General features: G+C 38.5%; 13 protein-coding genes. 5 read left to right on the top strand and 8 right to left on the bottom strand.

Annotated elements, in window-relative coordinates; genetic code table 11:
• Window positions 1–122: 122 nt before the first annotated feature.
• Both gatA and ACOVO2_RS25010 read left to right on the top strand, forming a co-directional pair.
• On the top strand, window positions 123–1,541 hold the full coding sequence (gatA, locus tag ACOVO2_RS25005; protein ID WP_421772594.1) for an Asp-tRNA(Asn)/Glu-tRNA(Gln) amidotransferase subunit GatA: 1,419 nt from the start codon (window positions 123–125) through the stop codon (window positions 1,539–1,541).
• Window positions 1,542–1,701: 160 nt separating this feature from the next.
• Window positions 1,702–3,222, top strand: coding sequence for a LysM peptidoglycan-binding domain-containing protein (locus tag ACOVO2_RS25010; RefSeq protein ID WP_421772595.1), 1,521 nt, complete (start codon window positions 1,702–1,704; stop codon window positions 3,220–3,222).
• A gap of 186 nt (window positions 3,223–3,408) precedes the next feature.
• Here the strand turns inward: ACOVO2_RS25010 and ACOVO2_RS25015 are convergent, their stop codons facing one another.
• Complete coding sequence (locus ACOVO2_RS25015) at window positions 3,409–4,053, bottom strand: hypothetical protein (protein WP_421772596.1); 645 nt, start codon at window positions 4,051–4,053, stop codon at window positions 3,409–3,411.
• Between the two features lie 611 nt (window positions 4,054–4,664).
• On the opposite strand from ACOVO2_RS25015, the gene ACOVO2_RS25020 reads away from it, so the two are divergent.
• Entirely contained in the window at window positions 4,665–5,219 is a 555-nt protein-coding gene (locus ACOVO2_RS25020) for an N-acetylmuramoyl-L-alanine amidase family protein (protein WP_421772597.1), read from the top strand.
• A gap of 156 nt (window positions 5,220–5,375) precedes the next feature.
• Here ACOVO2_RS25020 and ACOVO2_RS25025 read toward each other — a convergent pair whose 3' ends face one another.
• Entirely contained in the window at window positions 5,376–8,939 is a 3,564-nt protein-coding gene (locus ACOVO2_RS25025; RefSeq protein ID WP_421772598.1) for a family 78 glycoside hydrolase catalytic domain, read from the bottom strand.
• A gap of 172 nt (window positions 8,940–9,111) precedes the next feature.
• Between ACOVO2_RS25025 and ACOVO2_RS25030 the strand changes: the two genes are divergently transcribed.
• Window positions 9,112–10,461: a hypothetical protein gene (locus tag ACOVO2_RS25030; protein WP_421772599.1), complete on the top strand. Its 1,350-nt coding sequence runs from the start codon at window positions 9,112–9,114 to the stop codon at window positions 10,459–10,461.
• A 314-nt stretch (window positions 10,462–10,775) separates the two neighbouring features.
• Entirely contained in the window at window positions 10,776–11,444 is a 669-nt protein-coding gene (locus ACOVO2_RS25035) for a hypothetical protein (RefSeq protein ID WP_421772600.1), read from the top strand.
• A 52-nt stretch (window positions 11,445–11,496) separates the two neighbouring features.
• Here the strand turns inward: ACOVO2_RS25035 and kdgD are convergent, their stop codons facing one another.
• From kdgD to ACOVO2_RS25065, 6 genes are all read right to left on the bottom strand, one after another.
• Window positions 11,497–12,402, bottom strand: a complete 906-nt coding sequence (gene kdgD / locus ACOVO2_RS25040) for a 5-dehydro-4-deoxyglucarate dehydratase (RefSeq protein ID WP_421772601.1) — start codon at window positions 12,400–12,402, stop codon at window positions 11,497–11,499.
• Window positions 12,403–12,457: 55 nt separating this feature from the next.
• Complete coding sequence (locus ACOVO2_RS25045) at window positions 12,458–13,753, bottom strand: glucarate dehydratase family protein (RefSeq protein ID WP_421772602.1); 1,296 nt, start codon at window positions 13,751–13,753, stop codon at window positions 12,458–12,460.
• Window positions 13,754–13,809: 56 nt separating this feature from the next.
• Complete coding sequence (garD, locus tag ACOVO2_RS25050; protein ID WP_421772603.1) at window positions 13,810–15,375, bottom strand: galactarate dehydratase; 1,566 nt, start codon at window positions 15,373–15,375, stop codon at window positions 13,810–13,812.
• A 103-nt stretch (window positions 15,376–15,478) separates the two neighbouring features.
• A complete protein-coding gene (locus ACOVO2_RS25055; protein ID WP_421772604.1) occupies window positions 15,479–16,924 on the bottom strand; it encodes a GntP family permease in 1,446 nt (481 codons plus the stop codon).
• 241 nt (window positions 16,925–17,165) lie between these two features.
• The gene (locus ACOVO2_RS25060; protein ID WP_421772605.1) at window positions 17,166–17,528 is read right to left on the bottom strand and encodes a cyclophilin-like fold protein; all 363 of its coding nucleotides are present in this window, start codon (window positions 17,526–17,528) and stop codon (window positions 17,166–17,168) included.
• Between the two features lie 123 nt (window positions 17,529–17,651).
• A complete protein-coding gene (locus tag ACOVO2_RS25065) occupies window positions 17,652–18,413 on the bottom strand; it encodes a hypothetical protein (RefSeq protein ID WP_421772606.1) in 762 nt (253 codons plus the stop codon).
• Between the last annotated feature and the right edge of the window lie 158 nt (window positions 18,414–18,571).

Below are 18,571 nucleotides of genomic sequence, written 5' to 3' on the forward strand. Positions count from 1 at the left end.
TGCCTAATTACCGCCTTCGACTTCGCTCAGGCAACGATAATTAGGCAACACCTTGACAACAGCACCCAGCCCAAAACTGAGTGGCTGTTGTTTTTTTGTTTTTACATTATCATGATTTAGAAATGACCAAATACAATTCGTTCAAAGAAGTAAAACAAGCCATTTCCAGCGGTGAAACCAACTGTGTTTCGTTGGTAAAACATTATTTAGAGCAAATCGAAACCCATAAAAATCTGAATGTTTTTCTGGAAGTATATGCCGATGAAGCCCTAAAGCAAGCAGAAACTGTTGACCAGAAAATTAATGACGGAACTGCAGGACGTTTGGCGGGTATGGTTATTGGCTTGAAAGATGTGTTGGCCCATGAAAATCATGGTTTACAGGCGTCAAGCAAAATCTTAAATGGCTTTCAATCACAATTTACGGCTACTGCCGTTGAGCGAATCTTGGCCGAGGATGCCATTATTATTGGTCGCCAAAACTGTGATGAATTTGCGATGGGCTCATCGAACGAAAATTCTGCTTTTGGCCCAACACTCAACTTTGCCGACCCAACCCGTGTGCCGGGTGGCTCTTCGGGAGCTTCGGCCGTAGCCGTGCAAGCCGATATGTGTTTGGCATCGCTTGGGTCTGATACTGGTGGTTCGGTACGTCAGCCAGCGGCCTTTTGTGGTGTAGTTGGCTTAAAACCAACCTATTCGAGGGTATCACGTTGGGGTCTGATTGCCTACGCATCATCTTTTGATTGCATCGGGCCAATTACCAAAACAGTTGAAGATGCTGCCCTCCTACTCGAAATCATAGCAGGTGCCGACGAGCACGACAGTACCGTTTCGCATACCTCAGTTCCTGCCTATTCTGAAAACCTTGCTCCGAAAAAACAATATCGCCTTGCCTACATGCGTGAAGCACTCGAAAGTGAAGGACTCGACGAAGACGTAAGAAAAAATACGGCAGCAAAAATTGAGCAACTTCGAGCGGCAGGACACATCGTTGAGGCGGTTGACTACCCTTTGATGAAATATTTATTGCCAACGTATTATATCTTAACAACTGCCGAAGCAAGTTCGAATCTATCGAGATTCGATGGCGTTCGTTACGGGCATCGTGCCGCAGGTGTTAAAAATTTAGAGCAACTCTATAAAAAATCACGTGCAGAAGGCTTCGGAGCGGAGGTGCGTCGTCGTATTATTTTAGGTACTTTTGTATTAAGTGCAGATTATTATGATGCTTATTATACGAAAGCCCAGAGGGTTCGTCGTTTAATAAAAGAATCGACTGATGAAATTCTATCGAGATATGATTTTCTGATTTCGCCAACCACGCCGACACCGGCAATTAAGATTGGTGAAAAATCAGATGACCAATTACAAATGTTTTTGATGGACATCTTTACGGTTCAAGCAAATGTGATAGGAAATCCTTGTATTTCGATTCCAAACGGTGAAAATTCAGCAGGCTTACCAATCGGAATTCAAATTCTTGGCAAGAATTTTGATGAAGCAGAAATGCTCGCTTTTGCAAAATCATTAGAGCAGTAGGACATTTTTGAATGTTTTATACTTTCAGAAATATTTGAAAATACAAAAATAAAACACTATTTACTTGACAAAAAAGCACTTGTGAATTATTTTTGAGAATGGTTTGCTTTCCTAACACCATAAATCAAGCGTTAAATAGCTTCGCTAATACAGTATAAAAATGAAGATATCTAAAAAAATTCTTGTCCTAACGAGTTTTTTGGGTTGTGCGTGTTGCGTTACAAATGCCCAATCTGTTATTCCTGAAGAGGCAATAACTGTTGCAGCCGAAGACTCACTCGTTGAAGAACTCCCTACCGTAGAGGCTTTTATTCCAACTGCCGATGTAAACAAAGTACGTGAAGGTTTTCAGAACTTGCAGCGTTCGATACCTCTACAATATAATTCAATCGTGCACAGTTTTGTAGATTATTTCATTTATAAAAAACCGAGCTTTACAAAAAAAATGCTCGAGAGAAAAAACTTTTACTTCCCTATTTTTGAAAAGTATTTAGCAAAATATAATATGCCTGACGAATTGAAGTATCTTTCAATGCTTGAGTCAGGGCTAAATCCGAAGGCAATTTCACACGCAAAAGCGGTTGGTCTTTGGCAATTTATGAAACCTACGGGCAAAGATTTTGGCCTACGAGTTGACGAATACGTGGATGAGCGAATGGACATCGAAAAATCGACCGAAGCAGCATGTAAGTATTTCCGTCAATTATATAATATCTTCGGAGATTGGGAATTAGTGTTGGCATCATATAACACTGGCCCGGGTAATTTACGTAGAGCTATTCGTCGTGCTGGCAATGTCACGAATTACTGGCAGCTTCACCCTTACTTACATAAAGATACGCGTGCTTATGTGCCACAATTTACTGCCATCATGTACATGATGAACCATGCAGGTGAATATGGCATTTTCCCTGAGGAAATCATGGAGCCGGTGGCGGTTGAGAAAGTGATTATTGATGGTTATTTAGACCTCGAAACTTTCTCAAATATGAGTGGCATTAGTGTTGATGATATTCAGAAACATAATCCTTCAATTTTAAAAGGTGTTTTACCAGCTCACTCTAGAGGTTTTGAATTAAAAATTCCGGCTGAAAGCTATGCATATTTTGAGGCGAATCGTCAGATGATTTTAGATTCGGCTCAAAAACAAAATGGAGTTTCGGTTATGTTAGCCTCTAATAATTCTGCGGCAGAAAATGGCGTAGTAATCATAGGTGGTGGATCAGTGAGAGCATCGAATGATAATGAAACTATAGTTGAAGAAAATGATAAGCCAGAAAAAGTAGAAGAAGAAATAAAGAAAATTCGTAAAGTAAAAAAGAAAACTTATACTGTAAAGAGAGGCGATGTATTGAATCGAATTGCTGACAAGTATGATGTTGATATGTATGATTTGAAAGTGTGGAATCATCTTAAATCATCTAAAATCATGGTTGGGCAAAAACTAGTAATTCTAGATGCGGATGAAGAAGTGGTAGAAGTTGAGCGAACGATCAAAGAAGAAAGAAAAACAAAGAAAACAATTGAAAAAACAAAACCAAAATATCATGTAGTACAAAGAGGTGATACGCTCTGGAGTATCTCACAAAGATATGGAGGGATTTCGGTTGAAAGATTAAAGAAAATGAACGGTTTACGCTCAAATTCGGTAAAAAAAGGGCAGAAACTTAAAATAGTTTAAATATAGAAAATCAAAAAAGCGGTATTTGTTTAGTACCGCTTTTTTGTTGCTCTCTTTTGAGATGTATTGATTTTTGTTACGGTAAGACGAACGCTACGGAGCGGAACAAATCTTAAATCCATTGATTTTTCCCTTCTATCCGTAAATATTTTCAACGAAACTTCACTTTCTATGAAAAACAAAAAACTACCGGTGGCAATAGCCCCAAAAGCTACACTTGTAAGGTAAATCACAGTGGTGACCGGTATCAATATTAGGAATGGAATTTTGTTCTAAAACATTTTTAAAATCTTGAATATTATTGGCAATATCCGACTGTAAGGCTTTTACTTCGGATGTAACGTCAATTACTTTATATCCATTTTCTCCATTATTCAGCACCAATTTTGCATCGAGGTCTTGTTGCAAAGCACCTTTTGTTACAAAATACTGAAGAGCAATATCTTGGACGTGGGTTTGTGAAAGTTCAAAACTATTTTTGATTTCCTGAATTTCCCACCTGCCACTACTTCTAGTCAATACATCATTCATCACCAAAACCTCTTGATAGACAAAGGTAGCTTCAAAAATATCTGCAATCTGCTTTTGCAGCACTTTTTGAGTAAGTGATTGATAGTCATTTCTGCTTTTAGCAATTTTTTCAATATCAACCGCAAATGGAAAATTAGCAGCTCGATAAGCATCTTCAAAATCGTGTCCACCTTTAAACTTTGCCAAGGTTTCAGGACTGAGTGGGTCTTGCAGTTTATAGTGGTATTTATACAAATACAGTTGTTTGTGGCATTGCAGCCCCTTTACATAGGCGGTTTTTGAGAATAGATAGTTTGACATTTGAAAATGCTTGATTGGTACTCAGGATATTTTACGTAAAATAAGTAACGAATATCGAAAATAGGCAGTAATATTTGTCTTTTTTGCCAAATTTATAAGTTAGAAGTATACAGAACCACTCACATTGACAATATTTTAGCGTAGCGACGGTCGCCAGCGAGTTACACGAAGTATAATCCATAGTTTCACGGTGAAAAAATGAAGACTCTAGCTAACTCCATGGTGAAAGAATATAATTATCAATTTAATTTTCACCATTGCTTATTTTTAATCTTTGTATTAAAAAAGCTCCGAAATAGTCTTAAGTCGGCAGTTCTGTTAAACACTCATGCCTAGCATTTTACGTAAACAACGTGAATCCAGGATTATGAAAAAAAAACAAAGCACTTATAATCAATAAATTGTAGATTAAAAATACGCTACAGGAGTTACATTTCAGCAGAATATGTAACCTCTCAACATCACAATCCTCATCGGGGCAAAATATTTCGCCGTACGACGGCCCTATTTTAAGATGCTATTTTTTTCACCTCCAAAATAAGTAGCTAATACAAAATTTGTTGTTAATAAAACCTTTATTTATATTTGTTTAGAACAAAAAATCAGCAATCATGACAAGGCAAGAATTCGGGCAGCAACTCAATCTTTTAGAAGATCTAGTGCCAATAGGAAAGCAAAATCGTCCCCAAACTCCACTTGCCGCAACATTTATCACAATTCATAATACTGATAATGTTAGTAGTAGTGCAAATGCCCTTGCTCATGCTCGTTTTTTAAAAATGACTGGGTTTTACATTTATCCAAAAAACAGCGGCAAAAAAGTATGGGTTTCGTGGCACTACACGGTTGATGACCTTAGAATTGTGAAACATATACCCATCAATGAAGAGGCATATCACGCCAAAAGTGGCAATAGTAAAAGTATTGGGATAGAAATTTGTATGAATGCAGGTATCAATCAAACGGCAGCAAATTTGAGAGCTGCACGATTGGTAGCCGCTTTGATGTTTGATCTGAAGATTAGTATTGATAATGTTGTGCCACATCAGAAATGGACTGGCAAACAATGCCCAAGCCTTTTTTTAGATGCGGATAAAAAGATTGGTGTAAAGTGGCAGAAATTTAAAAACTTGATTTTGGCAGAACGCAACACAATTATAAATTGATATTCTCTGAATTACTCAAAGTTGGGCATACAACACCTAGAATATATGCCAAAAAACTTTTTTGAAGTAAGCACAGCAGGCAGATAATTCATATATTCGATTATTAAGATGAAATCAGCGTTTCATAAGCAAACCCTGATTTCATCATCTTCTATTCTATTTTACCTCAAAAACATAAGTACCCGAAGTCAAAGCGATCAATACTTTGTCACCTTCGGTTTTATCAACTTTTACTTTCTTACCTGATTCTGTAATTTGCTTATTAGCAGGCAAATAGAGCGTAGCCGAAGTATTTGGAGGAACTGTACATCTGTAAGTAAATTTTGGATTGTTCGTCTTTTTTAAATCCGAAATCCCAATTCCCAAATCCCAACTACTTTCTATTCTTCCATACATCGAATCATAATAGCCTTTCGCTGAGGTGATTTGTCCCGTTGGGTCGGGAGTTGGTTTTAAGATAAACTCCTTAAAACCAGTCTTTTGTGGGTGGCGTTGAATGCCTAACGAATAATTGTACATCCAAGCCGCTACCGCTCCAAACGAATAGTGGTTGAATGAATTCATTGAATTGTTACCGCCAAAACCATTTTCTACGGTATAACTATTCAATCGCTCCCAAATGGTAGTGGCTCCATTGACTACTGAATACAACCACGATGGATATTGTTTATTGACCAAAAGCTGATAAGCCAAATCGTCTCGACCATTTTCTGAGAGTGCCTCACTAACCGCAGCCGTACCGATAAAGCCCGTCATCAAGGAGTTTTCGGGGCGTTCTATTCCACCATCATCTTTGTTTTTGCGAGAAATGGCTTCACTTAAATACTTGATAGCAAAGGCTTTATTTTGTAAATCGAATGTACCCAACGCCAACGGAATAGCATAAGATGCTTGCGTGTCAATCAATTCTCCTTTGTCAGATTTTCCACGGCTATCTGCTTCATTCGGAGCACCCATAAACCCAGTTTTGATGCCCGATTTGACCGTACGATGCGAAGATTTATCAACATATACCTCATTGAAAATCTTTTTGATTTCGCTGCTTCTTTGCAAAAAAACCTTTGCATCTTCGGTTTTGCCCAAAGCCTCGGCCATTTTGCTCATGATATCTAAATCATAGGCAAAATATGCCATCCAAAACAAAGTATTATCATTTTTATTTCCTTCCGGACTCAACCAATCGCCCAATGGCCCTTCGTTTAGAATGCCATTTGTTTTATCAACTTTTGTTTCCAAGAAATTGATGTATTTTTTCATGGCATCGTAATGCTCAGCGAGTAGCTGCACATCGCCGTATTGGCGGTAAGTTTCCCACGCTACAACGATACCCGCACTTCCCCAGAGTGTTCCACCAAAACCGCCACCCACGGGAGCCACATCGGTAAAACGACCGCTCTCGGGTTGAATATCACGCATGCCCAGAAGGTGTCTTCTTAAAAACAAATTGGCGTCGGTCAGGTAAGTAGCACTTCTCGAAAACACCGAAATATCACCGCTCCAGCCCATGCGTTCATTGCGTTGTGGGCAGTCGGTTGGCACCGAAACAAAATTTCCACGCAACGACCAAGTAATGTTTTCCCAGAAACGACTAATCAAGGGATTGCTAGTTTCGAATTTAGAAGATAAATCAGCTATCGAACTGATAACCAACCCTTTAACATCTGCCACAGGAATGGCTTTTTCAATGCCTGTAATTTCTAAATAACGATAGCCATGAAAAGTGAATCGAGATTGAATGATTTCATCGCCTCCTTTCAAAATATATTGGTCTTGAGCAAGAGCCGCTCTGATATTTTCGAGCATAATCATGCCTTCATTTCCTTTATAATCGGGTAGATTCGGGTAAGTGATTTCGGCATAACGTAGATTTATCACTTGTCCTTTTTTACCATTTTTTACCAAAATCTGTGGGAAACCCACCATATTTTGCCCCATGTCATAAACAAAGACTTTGGGTCTGACCTCTTCTACTTTTTGAGCGGTAAGTGTTTTCACGATTTTGACGTTTTCACCCATTTGTCCAACCAACTTAAAATCATCGTAGGGTAAAGATGCCGAATATCGACCCGAATATTTTACATCACCCACAATGGCCGTTCCTTCAAGTGGTACTTCCACAGCCGATTTCCAAGCCTTATCATCATAATTAGTCGTTGCCCAACCTTTGATGGCTTCTTCTTTGGTAGCATCATAGACTTCGCCTTGAAAAAACGAACCCACTCGAATTGGGCCTTCAGTAAATAGTTTCCAATCTTTATTGTTGGTCGTAATGATTTGCTCTGAACCATCGGCATAGGTAACCACTAATTTGGCCAATAAAGATTGGCGGTCGCCGAACCAATTCCAACTTTCACCGCTATAAGTGATATTTCCACTCCACCAACCTTCGCTCAACCAAGCTCCAATGGCATTGGCTTGGCCATTTTTTAGGCTCGATGTTACATCGAAGGTTTGGTACATGTGTTTTTTATTATACTGCGTTAAGCCTGGGTTGAAGTATTCATTACTCACACGATTTCCGTTGATAAATACTTCATAAATTCCTCGGGCTGTTACGTATAAACGGGCTTTTTTGATGGCTTTTGAATCGGTTTTGAATACCGAACGCAGCATTGGCGTAGCGTTCTTGCTTGGATTGATGGTTATTAATTTTTCACCAGAAACGTCAGGTGCTTTTTTTAGATGATATAAAGTGTTGCTTGGATAACGCAAGTTTTTTACTTGAACATCAGTGAAATAAGCCGTTTGACTTGTCTTTGTTTTGAAACCTATATCGGCCAACATAGGGAAACTGATAAAGTTATTTCCAACACCCACTGGATTAAGATTTAAACCACGAGGGGCAAATCTTGATGAGGGAATCATTGATTTATCTTGAATTTTATGAGCCTCATCGGTGCCATTAATATAAAATTCAAAAACGCCAAAATTACACTCTAAAAATAGCGTATGCTTGGCATTTTTATTGGTTAGATTAATAATGCTTTGCGGTATCGGAATAGATTTGATTGGCTCATCTGCTTTATCGGTTTTGGTGTAACCTACCCGATAAATATTCAGTTTGGCAGATGAATTTGTATCCTCTATTAGTGGCGAAATATCCAATTCTATTTCAACATAACTTTCATCTTTTTTACGCTCAACACCCATGAAATTTAGGTACTGATTGCTCAAACGGCTATCGTTTGCCCCAAAAATGAATGAACCTTTGGTTGAGTTTTGAGCTAACTGAATATCATATTGCAGCTTAAAAACCGATAAATAATGAGAATAAAAATTTAAATCTTCGTCGCCTCCGCCTATCCACGCAGCACCTGACCACGCCTCAATTTTAGGATTTAGCAAGCCTGTCTCGAACCATGATTTTGTGACTGAAAAAGCCTTGAAATTATCCCAAACAGTCAGTTTCCATGTATATTTAGTGGTTGGTTTTAGAGCTTCGCCTCCATATTGAATGGCATGAGCAAGCCCAGTTTCTACCCTTTTTGAATCCCACACTACATGGTTTTGCTCATCTGTTACTTCTATTCGATAAGCGATTTGAGCTTGACCTCTTTTGTTGGTAGTGTTTTTCATTTGCCACGAAAACTGCGGCGTAATTAAATCAGTGCCTAGAGGCGTTGTTTGGTAATTTACTTGGAGTTTTTGGAGGGTAAATTGGGCGAATAATTGCCCAATAGATAACATCAAAACCGTTGTTAAAATGATACTTTTTTTCATCGTTTAAGGTTGAATATATTTAGTAAATAAGGATACTCAAAGGTAATAATATTTTAATTTAAAGGTTCCTGTACTATCATGTGATTATCATGAAAGTTTGATGTAGGAAAAACAAGATTAAATAAAATTTTTATCTTTGTGGTAACCTTGCCTATCAACCGTTTTAGTCACCATGGAGAACCCTACACAAGATAAAAGTAATTGGCTACAAGAACTATCAAATCAAAGCTGGAATCTGGAATTAGTAGTTTCGGGAGCTGCTATTTTTTCAACTTCCTTTTTACCCGAATTCGTTGATAAAGTTACTTTTTCTTATTTTGAAAATTATCAATTCAACACTGAAATTTCAAGTACGATATTTCCCAATTTAGCTTTTAGTTTTGCTAAAGCAGCATCATATTTGTTGATTTTCAGCTTTTTTATTCATTTTATTCTTCGAGCGTTCTGGATTGCCTTGGTTGGTTTACGGGCCGTTTACCCAAAAGGAATTGATTATGACAAACTACCAAATACAAATAATGAACTGAAGGGAATCTACAAAAATTGGTTTGGAAGCTTTGACGATTATATCGTCAGATTAGATAAAAATTGCAGCAGAATATTCTCAATAGCCTTTATTATGGTGCTATTTAGTGTAATGATATCTGTGATGTATCTTGTCATATTTATAAGTATTATTCTGTTTAAAACCTATAATGCCGATTTGTATGCCAAGATAAGAAACATAGCCATGATATCTGTAGTTGCTCTACTTGCTCTGGTATTTGTGTTTGTTTCTATTATGAATAAAGAAAAATATCGTGATAACCCTGTGTTGAGTAAATGGTTTGTAAGAATGGTAAAAATGATGAGTCTCATGTATTTCGGTATGTTCAAACCACTGAATTATATAGGCTTTGTTTTTGCTTCACATATCCCCCATAAAACTTATTACAGATTCATGCTCACATTGATGTTGTCGTTTAGCGTTTTAGCAATGGTTATTTACACTAAAACAGCAACCGAACACGCAGGGATTCCTTTTATGGAGCCAAGAAGTTATTATTCAACGGGGTCAGCAGATCATAAACTCAATACAAACTATTATGATAATCTTCGGTCAGGAGAAGATTATATTTGGGAAGCCAGTATTCAAGCCGATATTATTCAAGAACCTTTTATCAAATTATTCATTAATTACAATAAAGTGCTCGATGCCAAATTAACTAAGATTTATAAAGAGCCGAAAATTGCTGAAAATTTGGATAAACATAAAAAGCGTTTAATTAAAGATAAAGCACGTTTAGATTCGTTCGGTGAGTATTTTAAGATTGCCATTAATGATTCTACTTTAAATTCGATCGAATTTTTTTACGATGAACACGGAGCTATAAAAACGAAAGGACTTACTACGTATTTAAGCAGTGAAAAATGCAAAATCGGACGTAACACACTCCATATCAAAGCATTACAAACTGATAGCTTACCAAAAAAAGTTTGGTCTGAATATATTACTATACCGTTTTGGTATGCTAAAGACTAAACTTATACTCATCAAAAGCCTGATTAACTAATGTTTTTTTTTCTGTCCAATCCAATTTAACAGTTAAAATAATTTCAAATTTCAATAGTTTCACTATTAAATAGTCAATAGTCGAAAGTCCACAATAGTATAAAGCACTCGTTATTTATGCTTGATACAAGATATAAGTGTCGTTTATTTTTGTCTCAGCACTTACTTACAAATAATCCAATAAAATATTTCCTATAAAAACATAAAATTAATTTAGAACCTTTGCCTTAAAAAAACTTAGACATACAGAATTTATCTATTTATATTTTTAAGCATATGCTAATATGAAGAAACTACCTCTTTTATTGATAACTACGCTATTATCAGTGAGCTTATCGGCTCAAAATATAAAAATGAATAAAGACAATCTCGAAGCCAATCAAGTGTATCTGTCTTTTGTAAAGATGGAAGGAAAAGAGCTTGTAAAAGTAGAAGCCGATACGACCATAAAAGGCACAGATGAAGCTACATTTGTGAAAATAAAAGACCTTGACTTTAAGAATGGAATAATCGAAGTAAAGCTTTTGAGCAGATTGATGAAAAATGCTCCAGCCAGTGCCCGTGGTTTTATTGGCCTTGCTTTTAGAATTGGCGATAAAAACTCAACATTTGAGAGTATTTATATTCGACCAACCAATGGCCGTGCCGACGACCAAATTCGCAGAAATCATAGTATTCAGTACTTTGCTTTCCCCAATTATCGTTTTGATAAATTACGCAAAACCGACCCCGAAAAATACGAATCTTACGCAGATATGGGCCTAAATGAATGGATAACTTTGCGAATTGAAGTAGCAGGACAAAAAGCTAAATTCTTTGTAAACAACGCCAAACAACCTTCTTTGATTGTAAACGACCTAAAACTCGGAGCAGATAACTCTGGTAGCATCGGTCTTTGGATTGGCAACTGGACGGAAGGTTATTTTAAGGATTTGAAGGTGATAAAAAGATAAATAATATGAGCTATTGCCAACAAAATATCATTGGCAATAGCTTCATTATCAATCATTTACTCTGCTCGATAATTTGGCGAAGTTGCTCAACTTCTGCATCAGTTGGCATCGTGAGTGGCGGACGTACATCACCTGCACTTTTACCAATTAACTTTGCCCCAGCTTTAATCAAACTCACAGCATAACCATTCTTTTTGCCACGTAATCTGACCAAAGGAATATAAAATTTCTGCGTTATTTCTTCAACAGTTGCTTTATCGCCTGCACGTAGGGCTTTGTAGAATTTATTGGCCAGTTCAGGTACAAAATTAAATGCGGCTGATGAGTATGTATTCACTCCAATCGACAAATATGCCTCGGCAATAATCTCGGCAGTTGGAACTCCACCGATGTATGAAAGGCGTTTACCAACTGTTTTGATGGTATCGTTCAAATCTTGCATATTGCCTGTGCCATCTTTCAAACCAATGAAATTTGGACAAGCATCAGCCAGTTTTTTTATATATTCTGCCGATAAAACACCATTACCACGGTTATAGTAAATCACTGGTAATGAGGTATTTTGCATGATGGCTTTGGCATATTCATAAACCCCATCTTGCGGGCATTCGGTCAGATACGGCGGGAAGAGCAAAATGGCATGAATACCGGCTTTTTCGGCAATTTTTGTAAAAGTTTTTGCTTCGGCGATACTTCTTCCTGCACTGGCAATTACTGGTACACGCTCAGCCACAACTTTGACCGATATATTGACAATTTGCTCGTATTCATCAACAGTCAGCGAGAAAAACTCGCCTGTTCCGCCAGCCACAAAAACCGATGAGACATCATGGCTCACGAACCACTCTACACGTTCGGCAAAGGTTTTGGCGTTGAATTCACCTTTTTCATCAAAATCGGTGATTGGAAAAGAAAGAAGCCCGTCTTCGAGCGATGATTTTATTTTTGATAGTTCCATATTTTTATTTGTTTATCCCGTAGAGACAGGGCATGCCCTGTCTCTACAGAAGGTTTTACCATCTCGTTGCCATAAATTTCCAGTCCGGTTGCACTTTTTGCATTTCTATTTCGTCGTTGCGTTTGGTTAGGCCGCATTTTTTGTAGTTTTCGTGCAATTTTGCCAAGGCGACTCTATCTAATTCAACCCCTAAACCTGGCCCACTCGGTACTGGTACTGCCCCATCTTCAAACTTCATGCGTCCGCCAACAATGATTTCGTCAGATTGCCACGGATAATGTGTATCGAGGGCATATTTGAAATTAGGAATGGCCGCTCCCAAATGCACCATCGCCGCCAACGAAATACCCAAATGAGAATTGGAGTGCATGGATAAATCTCGCCCGAAAGTCTCGCAGATGCTCGTCAACTTCATTGATTCCTGCAATCCGCCCCAAAAATGGTGGTCGGATAAAATAATATCTTCCGACCCCAACTGAACACTTCTTGGAATATCTCCGAATGAAGTTGTACACATATTGGTTGCCAAAGGTGTTTTTAGGGCTTTCCGAACGGCGGCCATGTTTTCTTGTCCACGGCAAGGGTCTTCTAAGTATTCGATGATACCCTCCATTTCTTTACCATATTTGATAGAAGTTTCTACCGTCCAAAGTGCATTTGGGTCGATACGAAGTGGCACATTGGGGCCAAATGCTTCGTGTAAAGCCAAGATTGCATCTACTTCTTGGCGTGGTTCAAACACCCCTCCTTTGAGCTTAATCGACTGAAAACCAAACGCTGAACACATGGCTTTGGCTTGAGCAACAATCTCAGCGGGATTTAAGGCACTTGCTTGTCGAGCTGCCGCCCAACCTGTGGCATTTGGGTCTGTTCCAAACTCCAATTCACCGCCAGCACCTTCGTATTTATAAAAAAGATAAGCCGAAAATGGCACTGCATCACGGCGTTTACCGCCCAATAAATCTACCACTGGTCGGTTGACGATTTTACCGATAATATCTAAACAAGCTACTTCAATCGAACTAAAAACATGCACAACCGTACGTTGGTCCCACGGAGTGAAACCCCTATCGGCAGGCTTTTCGGTGCCAAATTCGGCCGAAAGAATATCTCTTATTTTATTGATTTGAAACGGGTCTTGTCCAATGATGAGCGGGCGACTTCTTTCAAGAGCTTTATCAATATCTATATTTCCCGGAATCTCGCTGACGCCACTGATGTTATCTTCTGTTACCAATTCAACAACCGTACGCAAGGCATATGGAGCATGAAGCCCAGCTGCATTCAACAACGGAGGGTCAACCACCGCAATGGGTGTAATGTGGAATTCTTTGATTTTCGGAAATTTCATGTGTATCAAAAGTTTTAGCGACGGCATCGCTTTGAGCGATGCCGTCGCTTGAATAATTACGTTAATGGCCCAGGATTAAAAAGTACCAAATCGTTATAAAGCCCCAGTTTATCGGTTGCTACTTTTTTGTTTCCGCTAGCTATTTCGAGGATTAAGTGGAATAATTCCCAGCCCATTTCTTCGATAGTTTTTTGCCCGAAAGCCACTGGACCTGCATCAAAATCAATCAAATCATGCCAACGATTCGCCAATTTTGAATTTGAACTTACTTTAATGACTGGAACCATATTTAAGCCATAAGGTGTACCTCGACCCGTAATAAACACGTGCATATTCATGCCTGCGGCCAATTGGAGCGTTCCACAAGCAAAATCACTGGCAGGAGTAGCTACAAAATTCAACCCTTTTTTACGCACCTTCTCGCCCGGTGAAACTACATCCACAATCATACTCGTCCCAGATTTTACAACCGAACCGAGGGCTTTTTCTACGATATTACTCAATCCACCACCTTTATTACCTGGGGTTGTATTGGCACTTCTATCTGCTTGCCCTTGACTCAGATAATTATCATACCAAGCCATTTCATCTTTGAGTTTTTGGGCTACTTCGGCGTTTTCGCAGCGAGGAACAAGCAAATGAATGGCATCACGCACTTCAGTAACTTCTGAGAAAAACACCGTTCCCCCACCTTTTACAATTAAATCAGCTGCAAATCCAGCAACTGGATTTCCAGTCAGCCCCGAAAAAGCATCGCTTCCGCCACATTGCATACCTACCACCAAATCAGCTACCGAACAAGTTTCTCGTTTACGTTGATTGAGCTTTTGTAAATGTTTTTCAGCCATTTCCATAATACCATCAACCATTTCGTAAAAACCCTCGAACAATTCATCTTGAAGATAAAGAATACTTCGACTCCGCTCAGTATCCGTTTCGGGGGCTGAGCGAAGTCGAAGCCCATCATCTGGTAGTAACCTCTCAGGTCTCAATTTCTCACAACCCAAACCAATAATCATGATTTCACCACCAAAATTTGGATTTTGGGCAATGTGTTTGATGGTTCGAATCGGGATAATGGCAGCTGGAGCATCAATCGCAATTCCACAACCATAACTATGATTGAAAGCCACGACATCATCAACATTTGGATAAAGTGGCAATAACTCCTTTCTGATTTTATTTTCGATGAAGTTCGTAATTCCTGCAACACATTGTACACTCGTGGTGATACCCAAAATGTTTTTGGTGCCTACGCTACCATCAGGGTTTCGGTAGCCTTGGAAGGTAAATACCTCACCCCCCAGCCCCCTCTCCTCAATGGAGAGGGGAGGTAGAAAATATTTAATATCTTCTAATTTAGGAGGCTGCGGCATACTGATGTTGCTTTCGTTTACCCAGCTTCCTTTTTCAATCAATCTATTAGCGTAACCGATGATTTGACCGTAACGAACAACTTCATCTCCTTCATTAAAAGATTTTAAGGCTACTTTATGCCCCATCGGAATATCTTCCTCGAGAACCACTCCATCCAACACAATTGCACCACGCTTCAATCCCGTTGGATTCGCTACGATGGCTACGTTGTCTTTGGGGTTAGTTTTTATTACTATATTATTCATTTTGTTACTTGTTTATTGGTGGATTGGTTACTGGTTGTTTTCTGTTGTTTATTTTCCCGTATTCTAATAACAAATAACCATTTTACCATTCACTAATCACCAATTACACCATCGGGAAAATCCAAGCGGCAATCATTGTTAGAATTACGCCAGCCAGACCCATTAAACTTTGCATGGGAGCAATCGTTTTGAGGGCTTCTTGTTCGGTAAGATTTGAGGTTTTGCACATAATCCAAAAACCTGCGTCGTTCATCCACGGAATGAGTTTTGCTCCACTCCCGATAGCCAAACATAAATATACTGGATGAAACCCAAGATTGGCGTTCTGTGCCATTCCTGCCAAAATTCCCGAAGCGGTTATGAGAGCCACCGTTGCCGAACCTTGTGCCGTACGAACAATCATTGTTATAAAAAACGCCAACGGAATCAGAGCCATTTGGTAATCTTTGGTCAATTCTGCTATTCGAACGCTAATGCCAGATTGCTGTAACATTCCACCAAACGCACCACCTGCGGCAGTAATCAATATGATTCCACCACCACTCATCAGTGCTGTTTGCACAAATGACGTAAGCTTATCTTTGGTTGTTTTTTTCTGACGAGCCAATACCCAAAGAGCAAAAATTGCACCTGTAATAAGAGCAATGTTTTTATCGCCAAAAAAAAGTACGATATCGAATATTTGGTTTAAAAAAGCTGAACTCGTCAAGGGTGTACCAGATTTATGAAATGCCTCAACGGCAGAACGAATACAAATTGTAAGCAAGGGAAATACCGCAGGAAGCAAAGCCCAAGCCAGCGATGGGAGTTCACTGTCGTCCTTCTCTGCGATAGCTTTAATATCTTCTAAACGTGCATCGGGCGAATCTCGAAGCGGAATATCGAACTTTGTATTGAGGTATTTGGCAATAAAATACCCAACCGTAATGGTGCATAAGCCTAAAAGTAAGCCACAGACCATCAGCAGCCCAATCGGAACATTGAATGCACTCACCAAAATTAGTGGACCAGGCGAAGGCGGTACATAAGAATTAGCCATTACGGCACCTGCAATTACCGAAAGTGCCAGAAGTAAATAGTTTTTCTTCAAACGTAATCCCATAGCCTTGGCCAAAGGCATCATCAAGAAAATTACGGTATCAACAAAAACTGGAATCGTCAAGAAAAAACTACTTAGAATAAAACCGATTGGTGCATTTTTTTCACCAGTTATTTTGAGCATCCCTCTAATAATTCGCTCGGCCGCACCGCTATCAAGCATGGCTTTACCAATGATAGCCGCCATAGCTATCAAAATACCTATTTTTGCACAAGTATTGCCAAATTCTGAAGCAATCCTCTCTCCTATGCTCTTGTGTGCTTGTTTCAAGGCATCAGCTTCTAATCCTCCTTTTGCGATAAAAAATTGCTCGACAGATGCTGTCGGAGTCAGTAGTGCAACAACAATTGCCGCCAAAAGTAATGATAGTACAGGATGAAGCTTAAACTGAATGATGCCACCTACTACGATAGCCATTCCGATGAGCATGATAAGTATAGGGTCGAGCATAGATTATCAAGGTTTTATGATAAGACAAAAGTATATATTCTAAATCCTATTTTCTATTGATATAATGCCAAAATATGATACTTTTTGGACGTAATGAATGACTTTTACATCAGGTTTATCAATTAGCATAAAACAAGAAGTTTCTTATTCTTAATAGAATCGAATAAGAAACTTCTTGATAGTTATTCGTGAATAAAATAAGTCACCTTACATCATAGTCAGATAAGAAGCGATTTCAAATTCAATCATTCGCCACTTCAAAACTCACCTTCACATCGCCCGCCCCCAATGCAGTAGTTAGCCCCGAAATATCATCAATTTTGCCGATTTTGGTATAGCTGTATGATGTGCTAAAGCCTTTGTAAAACAACACCAATGTGCTTGATCCATACATCATCAAATCGCCTGCTTCAATTCGAGTTGGCACTGAGGCATTGGTTGGTATGCTTTTGGGTAATTGGGCGTATTTTTCGTTGTTATTAAGTTCTATCATATTGATAGTCAGTGGGAATTGAGCAATAAAAGCTTTAGAAGTGGCATTATCCAAAAGCGTGGCAGTGAATGTTTTACTGCCTACTTTGATGTTTATTTTATTACTTTTCATAGCTTGATTATTTTCGTTATTGAACTGTTGAATAACATCATTTCTAGCTTTGCAAGAGATACTTAAGCCTGCAATTAATTGAATAAAAGAGAACAAGACAATTCGTTTCATTTGACAGAATAGTTAGTTGATTTTCTTATAAATCTTCTTAAAATTGTAATTCAGTGTTATATTCCACATAAAATCCTTATTGCCAGGCACATCAGTAGTAAAAGTTTGATTGATGGTTGATTGTAAGCTAAATGGAAGTTTTTTATGGAATAATGCTCCCGTGACCGTCAGATAGTCACCTCGATAACCATCTGTGTATAAAAAATAAACGGATGGAAAGACATTGAAACTAAGACTTTTACCCAAGCCAATATTGGTGATGCTCGTATTCAGAAACAAAACACGAGTAAGCTGAGGACCGTGTTTTTGCAGGCCATTCCCTTGTAGATACACGGCACTCACGCCAAGTTTATTGTTGAACTGATAACTTGGTACCACCTCAAAAGCCAAAAATCGTAGCATTTCGGTAATTTCTTTGGTAGTTCCGTTTTCGGTATCCGTTCGGCGGATGAGCGTGAAAGCAGGGTGAGTACCAACCCTTAAACCAAACTTTTTGTTGTCAACTAATCGGTAACGCAACCACCAAATCAAACCGCCTTTTTGGGCATCTGGTACTAATCTAATATCTGGGTCGAAACTAAATCTCTTTTTTCGGAATGATAAATTAGTCACAAAAGCCGCACGATTCAGCGAGAAAGTTGGAATGATAGAAAAACCATTATTAGTAAATCCCACCGACCCCGAAAAAGAAGAAATATTTTTGGTGCTATCTGCCGATTGGGCAACAGCAAACGAAAAAACTAAGGAAAAGAAAATAATGTATAAAAGCTTCATTTAGAGGGTGTTAAGTGATTGTAAAATACTACATCACAAAGGTAGCCTTCACTGATACTTTTAATTTTATACATTTTACGGTTTTACTTACCAATTTTACAGATAGCAGATTAGATACTAATTTTTATTTTTAGTTTTGAAGAAAAAAAGCAATGATA

It is taken from the genome of Emticicia sp. (assembly GCF_049241225.1).
GTDB lineage: Bacteria > Bacteroidota > Bacteroidia > Cytophagales > Spirosomataceae > Emticicia.

What these genes read in the sequence shown, in the direction of transcription:
- kdgD (WP_421772601.1), bottom strand. Translation starts at nt 12,402, where the DNA reads ATGGAACTATCAAAAATAAAATCATCGCTCGAAGACGGGCTTCTTTCT.
- ACOVO2_RS25055 (WP_421772604.1), bottom strand. Translation starts at nt 16,924, where the DNA reads ATGCTCGACCCTATACTTATCATGCTCATCGGAATGGCTATCGTAGTA.
- ACOVO2_RS25025 (WP_421772598.1), bottom strand. Translation starts at nt 8,939, where the DNA reads ATGAAAAAAAGTATCATTTTAACAACGGTTTTGATGTTATCTATTGGG.
- gatA (WP_421772594.1), top strand. Translation starts at nt 123, where the DNA reads ATGACCAAATACAATTCGTTCAAAGAAGTAAAACAAGCCATTTCCAGC.
- ACOVO2_RS25045 (WP_421772602.1), bottom strand. Translation starts at nt 13,753, where the DNA reads ATGAAATTTCCGAAAATCAAAGAATTCCACATTACACCCATTGCGGTG.
- ACOVO2_RS25010 (WP_421772595.1), top strand. Translation starts at nt 1,702, where the DNA reads ATGAAGATATCTAAAAAAATTCTTGTCCTAACGAGTTTTTTGGGTTGT.
- ACOVO2_RS25035 (WP_421772600.1), top strand. Translation starts at nt 10,776, where the DNA reads ATGAAGAAACTACCTCTTTTATTGATAACTACGCTATTATCAGTGAGC.
- ACOVO2_RS25020 (WP_421772597.1), top strand. Translation starts at nt 4,665, where the DNA reads ATGACAAGGCAAGAATTCGGGCAGCAACTCAATCTTTTAGAAGATCTA.
- ACOVO2_RS25060 (WP_421772605.1), bottom strand. Translation starts at nt 17,528, where the DNA reads ATGAAAAGTAATAAAATAAACATCAAAGTAGGCAGTAAAACATTCACT.
- ACOVO2_RS25015 (WP_421772596.1), bottom strand. Translation starts at nt 4,053, where the DNA reads ATGTCAAACTATCTATTCTCAAAAACCGCCTATGTAAAGGGGCTGCAA.
- garD (WP_421772603.1), bottom strand. Translation starts at nt 15,375, where the DNA reads ATGAATAATATAGTAATAAAAACTAACCCCAAAGACAACGTAGCCATC.
- ACOVO2_RS25065 (WP_421772606.1), bottom strand. Translation starts at nt 18,413, where the DNA reads ATGAAGCTTTTATACATTATTTTCTTTTCCTTAGTTTTTTCGTTTGCT.
- ACOVO2_RS25030 (WP_421772599.1), top strand. Translation starts at nt 9,112, where the DNA reads ATGGAGAACCCTACACAAGATAAAAGTAATTGGCTACAAGAACTATCA.